6 protein-coding genes and 1 pseudogene are annotated in these 12,985 nt (G+C 37.4%); 2 read left to right on the top strand and 5 right to left on the bottom strand.

What is annotated here, in order from left to right:
• From I6N90_RS24510 to I6N90_RS24500, 3 genes are all read right to left on the bottom strand, one after another.
• Positions 1–4,348: RHS repeat protein (locus I6N90_RS24510; RefSeq protein ID WP_197938557.1), on the bottom strand; the 4,348-nt coding region annotated here is incomplete at its 3' end.
• A 68-nt stretch (positions 4,349–4,416) separates the two neighbouring features.
• Entirely contained in the window at positions 4,417–6,003 is a 1,587-nt protein-coding gene (locus I6N90_RS24505; protein ID WP_197938556.1) for a hypothetical protein, read from the bottom strand.
• Positions 6,004–6,015: 12 nt separating this feature from the next.
• A complete protein-coding gene (locus tag I6N90_RS24500) occupies positions 6,016–7,608 on the bottom strand; it encodes an RHS repeat domain-containing protein (protein ID WP_197938555.1) in 1,593 nt (530 codons plus the stop codon).
• A 318-nt stretch (positions 7,609–7,926) separates the two neighbouring features.
• On the opposite strand from I6N90_RS24500, the gene I6N90_RS24495 reads away from it, so the two are divergent.
• The gene (locus I6N90_RS24495) at positions 7,927–10,701 is read left to right on the top strand and encodes a carbohydrate binding domain-containing protein (RefSeq protein ID WP_197938554.1); all 2,775 of its coding nucleotides are present in this window, start codon (positions 7,927–7,929) and stop codon (positions 10,699–10,701) included.
• A 171-nt stretch (positions 10,702–10,872) separates the two neighbouring features.
• Positions 10,873–10,947, top strand: a pseudogene (locus tag I6N90_RS25330) (IS3 family transposase); the annotation flags it as partial.
• 86 nt (positions 10,948–11,033) lie between these two features.
• Here I6N90_RS25330 and I6N90_RS24490 read toward each other — a convergent pair.
• A complete protein-coding gene (locus I6N90_RS24490; RefSeq protein WP_197938553.1) occupies positions 11,034–11,498 on the bottom strand; it encodes a hypothetical protein in 465 nt (154 codons plus the stop codon).
• A 10-nt stretch (positions 11,499–11,508) separates the two neighbouring features.
• A partial coding sequence (locus I6N90_RS24485; protein ID WP_232243321.1) for an RHS repeat domain-containing protein occupies positions 11,509–12,985 on the bottom strand: 1,477 nt, incomplete at its 5' end.

Here is a 12,985-nt window from a genome sequence, read left to right as displayed (position 1 = left end):
CCCAAACATCATAACGATACTCGTTCAGCTTATTTCCTAGCTCATCGACCACAGCAACAACATCCCCATGACCATTTAGCTGGTAGTATTGCATCTTTCCTGCTGCAACATCATGTCTGCCGATCAGCTGTCCGTTTAGATCGTGGATGTACATATAGTTCATCTGCGACTCACCATGTGATGAGACGGTAGCTTCTGCTAGAAGCAACTGGTTTTCATCATAGTAATATCGATTTGTTACTCCATTTTCTGTTCGCTCATACAACAATCCTTCACCTGTGTATGAATACGTTATTGGATTATGAGTACCAGATACCCTTGTTAGTTGATTTTTCTTATCGTACTCGTACTGTGCTTCTTGCACAGGCAATTCTCTAGTACTTGCTACTGTGGCGCGGTTATAACGTGAATCGTACGTGTATGTTTCATCAAACTCACTTGATGTCTTCAATTGATTTAATGGTGTATACGTAAAGTTTGTTGCATAATTGTTTTCATTCCGACTTGTAATGTTATTAGCAAGATCATAGCTATATTCGAACGAATTCATAGCGGTMTTATTCTTTGTGTAACTTAATTCTGTCATCTTCATATCCGTATACATACGTTTAGATGTGAAAGACTGATCGTAAATCTGTGATTCTAACTGTCCATTCTTCTTATAGCCATAGCTAATCTTCTTCGTACTTCCACTATAATTTGATACATCTAACGTCTTCATTCGGTTCATTGTATCGTAATTAGCTGTTACTTCTACATTGGCTTGTGGTACCCTGTAACCTGTCTTCTTGTTAAGATCATAGCTGTTGGTCACAATTATATTGTCTGGGTACTGAACCTCTGTTAAGAATCCGGATACAGGCTGATACACATATCTTGTCATGCCACGGTGATCGGTCATCGTCAATCGTTTGCCTTCCGTGTCGTACGTATATTGCACCTGATCAGTACCTGTCTTCGTCGAGATCAATTGGTTCATGTTGTCGAAGATGTTATCAGTTGCAACGCCACTCCGATCAACGGATTTGATTACATTACCATTTTTATCATAATACATCTTCTGAATTTGGCCAGTACCATTGATTTTCTTTGTGACTTGTCCAATTTCGCTATACTCTTTCTTAGTAGACTGTCCATTCCCATATATGGTAGTTACTAAGTTTCCTAGTCTATCATACTCATAACTTGTCGTCTGTTTTTCTGCATCGGTTACGGCACTCAATTGTCCTAGTGCATCATAACTGTAAGTAGTTCGATTACCATTACCATCTACTGCTGTAACAACATCTCCATACACATTATATTCTTGCTTCAAAACTGGAACATAATTCTGATTGTTGATTAACGATTCAACCATCAATTCACGATCAAGAACATCTGATGTTACACGCGATCGGTTCTGCTCGGCATCTACCATAGTTGTTGTGAGTCTAACGTCATCATATTCCATACTGGAAGAAGTTAGATCGGCATAAGTAGTTTTCGTTGAACGTCCAAACGCATCGTAACTAAATATCGTACGATTGTTGTAAGCATCATCTTGCCATATTAAATCACTCGTCCGTTCGTCGTAGCCATATTTCACTTCACCAAGGCCTTGAGTTTCTCGTACGATTCGGCCGAGCGTATCAAACCAAACCTGCTGAATTTCACCGAGGGTATTTTTAATAGTAATATGATTTGTACTATCGTTATAAATATAGCTTACCTGTGATTGGTTCGGCATCTTAACCGAAGTCGTGCGCCCAAGACGGTCGTACGTATAGAATGTCGTTTGATCTAGTCCATCCGTGTATGAAAGCAACTCTCCTGTAAGCCTGTCATACGTTGCCTTTTCTACAATGGTTGTCGTTTGACCATCTACATTTGTAACATCCACTTCTTGTTGAGTCATATAAGCATACTGGTATTCAGGGCTATAGAGGTATTTGTATACTGCTGATTTCCCATTATTGTTGTTAGTAATTACTTTTGTAACATTACCAAAGCCATCGTGCTCGAAGTTGGTATGACGTAACAGTTGACCACTCTCAGAGTTTGCGTAAGTCTTAGATTCTACAACGGACCCGTAAAGGTTACGTTCAAACCGTGTGAAAGATTGCTGGGTTGTATCTGTTTTACTTGTCACCGTTTGTGGTAGGGCAAAGGTTGAATCATAGGTTGTTAGAGTGCTTCCACCCATATTGTTCGTTTCGCTTGTTATATTCCCATATTGATCATAATGACGATTGACGATAACTGCTGGACTCTCTGCACCACCGCTTCTCTTCTTCGAAACTATTTTAATTGGATAGGGATGGCGGTAGTATTCGTCATACGTTTGCTGGGTGATTTGTTCAGTAGAACCACCYTTCTGCACGGTTTCTACGTTATAAAACTTATCTTGGCTATCTCTCTTTACTTTGTTGTAAGTAAACGTTGTCGTTAAATCTCTTGTAGTTACATCTCCGTTAGAAACAATCGTTTGATAGCTRTATTCGCTTGGTGATGAATACGGATCTCCTGGATATTCAAACATACTTATGTTGCTTTCTACTTTTGGTCTACCTGTATACTCTGTCACATCTTTACGTTCAATTACACGAAATTGTGTTTGCTTTGTCCCACTGCTTGGGTTTCGTAGTATAGAATCATACTTAAACGCAGTCTTCGCACCTGTTGGATGATGAATCTCTTTAATTAGTGCAAAGTCGTTACGAGCGTAGGGTGCGCTTCTACCTGTAACCGTAAATTTTGACTCTGCAAAATCATGGATATAGTGCGTTTTTCTACCTGCTACATCTGTAACAGACTGCAAGTAGTTTAAACTATGATACGGATGCGGATTCGGATTCGGTTTCGGGATTGATCCAATCTGATAGACAACTTTATCCACCCCGTTCGAAGCTATAATTTGATCTCCCAAATACGTTAACGTAATCGAATTACCAAGTGGATCTGTTACCCTCTCTAAACTGTATTCTGTATCTCCCCAATAGTGATACTTATAATCTAAGTAGTTGCCATACGCATCTTCTTGGCGTATCAAATTACCTTTATTAGTAAAATAATACTTCATTCCTTGCTTAAAGGTTAACTCATAGTAGGTACGCACACCGTTAAATACCTTCTGATTATTTATGCCGAAGGTAACGTCATTCCATGGATAATTTTCTAATTTCTTATCACGATCAACTTTGTAGACGCCACCACCATTAGGTAGTGATACAAACTGATTATTAACATCATCTACTTTCACATATGGAATGTCCCAAGACCAACCTTTGCCTAATTGTGTTCGACTATCCATAATGTCTGGTTTAGTTCTTGACTCAAAAGCGGCGTTAAAAATGCAATCATAACTATTCATATAAAATTCATTATTTTTAATCGGATATAATTTTAGTTCGTAATTCTTTCCAGCTATTTCTTCATAATATTCTTTCGCCATTTGGTTTTCATCTATGTTAGAAATTGTTTCATAAATATCATGGTAATTCACATCTTTAATCCGATATTCAGGCGGTGCTGGTAGTATCTTTGATTTATAAACAAATTTACCTGGGAGTACCAATTTAATAATAGTATCTTCCAATTCCTCATATCTTGGATTAGCATCTATGATGTGCTCTCTAGCTTTAATTTTGTATTGGGGATTAAAGTTAGCAGTACACAATGGAGCCTGTTGAGCATTTTTATCAAAAAATTCTGATGCATTACTGTTGTATGAACGTGTTAAGTTAAACGAAAGACCGTTACGACCAGGAATCCCAATGTCCGTTTCCTTCAAATTCAACGATCCGTCTAGCGTTGATATATTTTCAACACCTGCACTTACACTATATGGGGCTTGATCCAGTTTAACGTGTTGATTATTGACTCCCAAAGAATCATAGCTAGTAGTACCACCTGGTAAACTGCTCATGGAACGTAGATAAACAGAATTTGTTACTGTTTTCTCGCCGTATTCAGCATTAATGCCATTATTAAAGTCCTTCATATTTAATGGAAACAAATGATCTAAGTTATACGTTACATCAGTAACTGTAGCTTTCTGATTTAGTTCCCACTTTTCAGGGTATAACTGCTTTAGTGTTTCCGATAACGCAGCAGCATCCGTGTTTAGTTGAAGTGCAGTCAAAAGTTCCTGCAGCGTGTAATCTTGGTTCATCAACTCAATAATTACAGAAGTAGATACGTTATACTTCATAGATAAACTATCAATCGTAAGCAACTCTCCTTGCTCGCTTACCTGCTTCGCCGTCTGCTGTGCCCCCTGTGCTGTTGCTGTTTGTTGCAATCCTGATAGACTAGGCAGCACTAGCTCCAAGCACATGACGATAATAAGAGTCCAAACTATCTTTTTCATCTTTCAATACTCCCTCACATGTGTAATATGTATTTTTTAGTAATTTGTATCTGAGAAATCTAGTAGCGTTAGCTAACTTTCTGTATGTTCACATCATCTATCGATATTGAACCACCACGATGCATTCCCCACAGTAAGTAGTAGTTTGGTGAAGCTCCTGTCGTAAATACGATTGTTTTTTCTCCAGCCTCACCTACTGGTCCTGACCATGGAGTACCGCCTCTATCATTGACGGTAAACTCTCCATCTAGCGTTCTAGCAATAAAATAAAAAAATCCATTACGATCCGAAATCTGATTTATTTTGTATTTGAACTTCACTTGGTACTTCGTATTGGCTTCGAGCTGCAATCTACTTCTGTCTGTATGCAGATACTCAAACCATTCCATGCTACTCGCTGTTTCTCCAAGAATGGAATATTTACCACTGATTACTTTGGATGGATCTTTCGTAATCTTACCTGCATTCACTGGAGATCCTCGATTGAAATGAGTGACCAAATAGTCCCCACTCTCAAACGATTCCTCTACCTTTTTAATTTGAATATCGTCTATTGATAATGATCCTCCATAATGCAATCCCCAAATTAAATAGTAATCTACTGCAGAACCTGTGGTAAAAGTAAATGTCTTACTTCCTACCTCACCTACTTTACCCGTCCATGACTGGTTTCCACGATCCTTACTATAATCCCCGCCTGGTGCTCTCGCTACAAAGAAAAAGAAACCGTCACGATCCGAAAGTCGATTAACCTTATAATTAAAATTAACCTGATACGTCGTATTCGGTTCAAATCTCAGTTTGTTTAGATCAGTATGTAAAATCTCAACCCAATCTCTGTCACTAGAAGATTCTCCCAAAGTCGAGAATTTACCATTCACCACCTTGGAAGCATCATTAGTAATTCCTCCTGCATTTGCAGGATACCCCGGCGTAAATGGAACCGATTTATATTCTCCACTTTCAAATGATTCTACTTCTTTCTTTATATGGACATCATCAATGGAGATAGATCCACCATGATTTATTCCCCATACCAAGTAATAATCATCTGCCGCTCCTGTAGTGAAGGTAACCGTCTTATTGCCAACCTCTCCTACTTGACCTGTCCATTTAATAAACCCTCGATCCTTGCCAAAGTCTCCACCTGGTGCTCTAGCAAAAAAGTAAAAGAAACCACCTCGATCGGAAATACCATTGATCTTATACTTAAACTTAATTTGATACGTTGTATTTGGTTCAAACTTGATTTTTTTAGAGTCCGAATATAAGTACTCCCACCAATCCCACTCGTTTACCGACTCTCCAAGTGCCGAATACTTTCCGTTTATCACTTTTTTCGAATCATTAGTCATCTTGCCAAAATAGTTTTGATAACCAGGTGTGTACCTCGTTGACTCAAACTTCCCCTCTTCAAACGTATCTTTATACCAATCAGCAGTACTTTTTAATAGATTACCGTTAGAATCATATTCGTAATTTTTCATTAAATCTTGTCCATACTGCCTGAATTTAATCATCTTCAGCTTATTGGCTTCATCATAGATATATTGTTTAGTAAACAAACTATCGACAATATTCTGCGCATGTACAGATTGAAACGAAAAAGCCAGAACCACAATAAAAATGGATAAAAACCTCAATTTACTTTTCATTTGAACCTCCCATTAACTAACCACACTCTTAATCAAGTTCCCATTGTTATCATAATAATATTTAACTGTCCTATGGTTAGAAAGAACTTGTTTGATCAATCTCCCGTTAGCATCATACTGAAACTGATCTTCAGTGATCGTTATATTATCGATAGAAAGCGCACCATCATTATAAATGCCCCACATCAAATAGTAGCTATCTTGATCTCCTGTTATGAATTTAATTGTCTTCGTTCCAAGGGTTCCTGTTGTATCTTGCCATGTTAGCACCCCCTTATCTTCAGCTTTATTAGTACTGCGTGCCATAAAATAAAAATAACCATTGTTAGATGCTTTTACTGTTTTATAAGAGAAGGTAACGGTATATGCAGTGTTCTTTAAGAACTGTACTTTACTAGAATCGGTGTATGAAAATTCAGAAAACCCTGCATTCACTGATGAAAGATGAGCGGAATAGGAACCGTCAATCACTTTAGAGGGATCATTGGTTATTTCTCCACTCACAGCAAGGTGATTAGTAGCGTTAAACTCACCCTTTTCAAATGATTCACTCACTTTTTTTATATAAATATTATCCAATGAGAAAGCCCCGCCGTTATAAATACCCCATATAAGAAAATAGTTTTCTTCATTTCCTGTCGTAAATTGAACCTTTTTTATCCCCTTTGTCCCTGTAGGCGCTTCCCAGGTTGTCCATCCTCTATCTTTTTTTGGATCATAGATTGGATTACTACTGCGTGCCAAAAAATAAAACGTTCCATTGTCAGTTAGTGAAGGCCCAACAATCGACTTATATGAAAATGTAATCTCATATTTCGTATTTTTTTCAAACTTTATTTTGTTAGAATCTGAATACGAAAATTGAACATGCCCTTTTATATTTGTTGCATCTAAAAATGCAGAATGTGATCCACTTATCACTTTCGTTGGATCATTCGTAATATGACCTGAACCCGCTAGAAAACTAGTTTCCGCAAAAGTCCCCTTTTCAAACGATTCGCTCAATTTCGAAATGCTTATATCATCTATTGATAGAGCCCCACCGTTATAAATACCCCAAATAAGAATGTAATTCTGTTCATTATCTGTTGTAAATGTAACTGTCTTACTTCCTTTTTCACCAGTAGGTAATGTCCACTCGGTCCAGCCTTTATCTTTTTTATGATCAAAAATCTCATTTGTACTTCGTGCTAAAAAATAGAATGAACCATTGTTTGCTTTGCTAGGCTCTTGAATTGATTTAAAAGAAAAGGTAACAGAGTACGTTGTATTTTTTTCAAACTTTATTTTGTTTGAGTCTGAGTAAGCAAATTCGCTATATCCTTTACTATTTGCAGCGTCCAATAAGGCGGAATAGGAACCATTTATTACTTTTTTAGGATCATTCGTTATTTGACCTGAACCTGCTAAAAAGCTGGTTTCCGCAAAAGATCCCTTTTCAAAAGATTCATTTTGTAAAGCAACATATTTTTGATTTGAAGCAGCGACACGCAAGTTAAACACTAAACTTATCAGCAAAAATAATACTGTAATAAATAGAACTTCTCTTAGTACCGATTTTTTCTTTGTATTCACTATCACTTTGTCACAACCCGCCTTATTCATTAAAAGTCTCACTTTATAAACAGAGCCTTTATTACTATATAGTATCTTGCGACTTGAATTCAGTAGGATATTTTGTCGAATTTTGAGTTATTTTGTCGTATTTTAACTTTTTTTAATTTAATTCATTATTTCTTTTATTAGTGTTGAGAAATAACATGATAATTTCATTTTTTAATTTTAAATCCCATTCAACTAATAAACTCTTTTTTCTAAAATCTATAAATACTATATACAGATGTGAATAGAGAAATATATAATTTAGCAGGATTATATCTAATGGAGTTTAAATCTAGCAAATCATTTCGGGAGGCAATAAAAGTGACTTCAAAATTAACACGACTAGTTTCTATCCTCTGTGCAGGGTGCCTATTTTTTTCAATACTAGGAGGAGGCGTAGTAAGTGCCTCGGTAGCGAATACCGATACAGATCATCGTAATCGTATGAATGCAGCTGCATCAGCAACAGTATTACAAAACACTAACCTACTTGCTAACCCTGACTTTGAAGCATACACAGGATCAAATGGGGTAGCTGATGGGTGGAAAAACTGGACAAATACAGGCATTCAAGGCAGCTTTGGAGTTGTATCTTCTCCTGTGACATCTGGCTCTAAGGCACAGCGTATTTCAGCATCTGCTATTCCAAGCGGAGGAATTAATGTTCAACAACAGGTTAAAGTCGACGAAAATACCACTTATACAATAAGCGGGAGACTACTGACAGAGTTGATGGTAAATTCTCAAGTGGAAATTGTCATGTATCACTTTGATAAGAATGACGCATTAATAGGTATCGATACTCCTGTTACACTTACAAACAATACATATTGGATAACGGTTAACGGACAGTTTAAAACTCCGGCGAATGCAGTAAAGACTACCTTTCATGTTCATCTTTCTACACTCACTAGTGGTGGTACTGGAGCTGTCTATTTGGATTCCATGAGTATGATCAAAGGCATTGACGCTAACTTACTTTACAACCCCGATTTTGAAACATACACAGGAACTAATGGGGTTGCAGACGGATGGGGAAGTTGGGTTAACCCAGGGATTACTCATAACTTAGCAGTCGTATCTGCTCCTGTATCATCTGGCACCAAAGCCCAGCTAATTTCAGCGAACGTTCCCCCAAGTGGAGGAATCAATGTTCATCAGCAAGTTAAAATCGAAGGTAATACCACTTATACTGTTAGTGGAAGATTGAAAACGGAGTTGATGGAAAACTCTCAAGTAGAAGCCATTATTTATTACTTTGATAAAAATGATAATCATATAGGGTCAGATATCCCTGTCAGACATACGAGTAATACTCATTGGATTACCTTTAACGGGCAATTTACATCTCCGGCTAATGCAGTGAAAATGACACTTCATATCCATTTGTCTACACCAAACAATAAAAATGGTAAAGGCACACTGTTTTTGGACTCTATGAGAATGGTAAAAGGTGCGGATGCTAACCTGCTTGCTAATCCTAATTTTGAAACATACACAGGAACTAATGGTCTTGCTGACGGGTGGGGAAGTTGGGTTAACCCGGGGATTACTCATAACTTAGCAGTCGTATCTGCTCCTGTATCATCTGGTACCAAAGCCCAGCTAATTTCAGCGAATGTTCCCCCAAGTGGAGGTATCAATGTTTATCAAGAAGTTAAAATCGAAGGTAATACCACTTATACTGTTAGTGGAAGATTGAAAACGGAGTTGATGGAAAATTCTCAGATAGAAGCCATTATTTATTACTTCGATAAAAATAATAATCATATAGGGTTAGATATCCCTGTCAGACATACAAACAATACTCATTGGATTACTTTTAATGGGCAATTTACATCTCCGGCTAATGCAGTGAAAACGACACTTCATATCCATTTGTCTACACCAAACAATAAAGATGGTAAAGGTTCACTGTTTTTGGACTCCATGAGAATGGTAAAAGGCGCGGATTCTAATTTGCTCGCTAATCCTGATTTTGAATCATATATAGGAACAAATGGAGTTGCTGATGAATGGGGGACCTGGGTAACTCCAGGTATCACAAACAATTTGGATGTTGTATCTACACCAGTTTCCACCGGAAATAAAGCTCAAAAGATATCAGCCATTTTCACTCCAAGTGGGGGTATCAATGTACATCAGCAGGTTAAAGTCGATGGAAATACAGCATATACTGTTAGTGGACGGTTGAAAACGGAGTCGATGGCAAACTCTCAGGTTGAAGTAATCATGTATTTCTTTGATAAGGATGATAAGAGAGTTGGTTTAATTATCCCTGTCAGACATACGGGCAATAACGATTGGATTACCTATAATGGACAATTTACAACTCCTACAAATACAGTAAAAACTATGTTACATGTTCATCTATCTACACCGAACAGTAATAAAGGCACTGGCACTATCTATTTGGACTCTTTGCGTTTGGTTAAAGGCATAGACACTAACCTTCTTACTAATCCTGATTTTGAAACGTATACCGGAGTTAATGGCATAGCAGATAATTGGAGTAAAACATCCCAAGGGCTAGTTGATGAAACCAAGCTCGTAACTAAGATCGAACTTCAAGATAAGAAAACAGCTTATATCTACAATAATGCGAACCAAATTCAATCAACGACAACACTACAAAATGGCGTGAAATATAAATCGTATTTCATAACAGATAGTAATGGAAATCTTGTTAAACGTGTTACTCTCAAGGGTACAGCGACGCTAAATCCAATCTTCTCAGGTACTACTGCTCAACAAATTTCTGGTGCATGGATACCTATCAATGGAGTCAACTCACTTTCCCAATCGGTAAAAGTGGAGCCTAATAAAAATTACACACTAACTAGTGCATTCAACGTAGAACTCTTACATAAAGCGAAAGCACAACTAGTTATCGAATTTTATAACTCATCAAATCAATTGTTAGACAAAAGAACGACCGAATCTAAGCTAACTGCAGGACAATATGTCACTTTGAAAAACAATGGACTAACTCCTGCTGGCTCTTCATACGCAAAAATATCATTGCAATACGTTGCAACAGCTGGGGATGCAGCAGGGACGATGTATGTTGATGCTCTTAATTTTAAGTATGAATAAATATTCTATATAAATAACCCTCTTAATTTCTTATTACTAGAAAAGGGACTGACCCCCTAGCGTGAGACAAATCAAAACACCTTCAAGAGAATGCTGCCATGTCGTAAGATATGGAGACAAACTTGGAGGTGTTTTTTCTTTGACAACAAGAGTAAGTTACCCAGTAGAGCCTATTATAACTCTATTCGTATTCAAGCGAAACTAAACAACCAGTCACCGATTGATTACAGGCGACTGGCTGTTTAAACTTGCAAGGTGTTTTGATCCTTGTCTCATAAACGGGGGTCAGCCCCACTGACCACTATCGACCTGCTTATCGTATTGGTATAGCGTTATTTAGTAGGAAGATAAGGCCGTTTACTCATAATATCAAACCACTCTTCAATATGTTTACACAATAAGGGAATGTCTTCTATCGCTTGTTCACAGACTGTATTGTAATTATACCCCAAAATACTTTTCAAATTATAGCTGATTACATATTCATCACATAATTTCGCTTCATAAACTAGTTTTGGTTCAATTATATAATTCATATGACGAGTGTTATTACTGACATTAATACACCACTGAAGTTTGCCGAGGAAAGAATTAATACAAGTCTCTAATTGTAGGTATAATTCGTTCTTATTGTGGAATCTAAAATAAAAACCTGCCGGTCGATCATAAATGTTATTCGGATCATACATAGTTGTTCTATACCATTCAAATGAACCTAATTTTGAAATAGTATATGCCATAAGTTCAGGAATTTCTGCCTCATCATTTTCCATCAAATAAATACTTTTTTTCTTCATTCTACCTCACCTATCTCAAAATTTCTGTACTTACAGACACATTTCCATCATTCTGCTTATTAATGGTAACCATATACTCAACTACAGGAATTGGTTGGTTACTGAATCGAGGATCGTAAACATATGTACCATCTGAGTAAACAGTATGGTATTCAAAGATTTCAGTTTTTCCGTACTCAGTAACATTTATTGTCCCATTCTTTTCAGACGATTTAATTGTAATTATTTTCCCTTTATTCCCTGCCGCTAGCGCTAAATCTTCTGCTATTTCAGAACAATCATAAGCTAAAATTGACTTGTATTTTTTTTCATTAGATAACATTGCGTCTACAACAGACTTATTACCAATAACTAAACTCTTTCCCTTAGCATTACTCTGCTTCGCAGTAAGGTTTTCATCACTTAAAGCTCCACCGTCGTTATGAGCCTTTGCATTGGCTTCTGCTTGTTTCTGAGCTTGGGTTTTTGGTGGTTTCGGAGCTTTCGCTGGTGCTTGAGCTGGTTTCTGAGGGGCTGGTTTACCAGAAACTGCAGCAGGGATACCACCAGGCATTACTGGCATACCAGGTTGTCCGATTCCACCCAAACTCTGTCCATTTTTATGATAGGTGTTCCCCGTAGGATCGATATATACTAATGGATTATTAGCAACATACGTATACAAGTTTAGCGTTAGTGGCTCACGTATCTCTCCCTCATACGTATCCTCATTAATAAAGCGCCCCATACTCGGATCATACCATCTTGCTCTCAAATATTGTAGCTTAGTTGTCTTATCCCAGTATTCACCTGAATACTTGAGAATATTGGGTACCGTTTCTCTCTCTTCTAGTGGCAAGCCCCAAACATCATAACGATACTCGTTCAGCTTATTTCCTAGCTCATCGACCACAGCAACTACATCCCCATGACCATTTAGCTGGTAGTATTTCATCTTTCCTGCTGCAACATCATGTCTGCCGATCAGCTGTCCGTTTAGATCGTGGATGTACATATAGTTCATCTGCGACTCACCATGTGATGAGACGGTAGCTTCTGCTAGAAGCAACTGGTTTTCATCATAGTAATATCGATTTGTTACTCCATTTTCTGTTCGCTCATACAACAATCCTTCACCTGTGTATGAATACGTTATTGGATTATGAGTACCAGATACCCTTGTTAGTTGATTTTTCTTATCGTACTCGTACTGTGCTTCTTGCACAGGCAATTCTCTAGTACTTGCTACTGTGGCGCGGTTATAACGTGAATCGTACGTGTATGTTTCATCAAACTCACTTGATGTCTTCAATTGATTTAATGGTGTATACGTAAAGTTTGTTGCATAATTGTTTTCATTCCGACTTGTAATGTTATTAGCAAGATCATAGCTATATTCGAACGAATTCATAGCGGTATTATTCTTTGTGTAACTTAATTCTGTCATCTTCATATCCGTATACATACGTTTAGATGTGAAAGACTGATCGTAAATCTGTGATTCTAAC

Origin of the sequence: Paenibacillus sp. GSMTC-2017 (assembly GCF_016019935.1) — a bacterium.
In the GTDB taxonomy this organism is placed as follows: domain Bacteria; phylum Bacillota; class Bacilli; order Paenibacillales; family Paenibacillaceae; genus Pristimantibacillus.
This window is presented reverse-complemented; position numbering and strand designations above follow the sequence as displayed.

Excerpts from the sequence above, each read along its gene's own strand:
- I6N90_RS24505 (WP_197938556.1), bottom strand. The coding sequence starts at position 6,003 with ATGAAAAGTAAATTGAGGTTTTTATCCATTTTTATTGTGGTTCTGGCT.
- I6N90_RS24500 (WP_197938555.1), bottom strand. The coding sequence starts at position 7,608 with ATGAATAAGGCGGGTTGTGACAAAGTGATAGTGAATACAAAGAAAAAA.
- I6N90_RS24490 (WP_197938553.1), bottom strand. The coding sequence starts at position 11,498 with ATGAAGAAAAAAAGTATTTATTTGATGGAAAATGATGAGGCAGAAATT.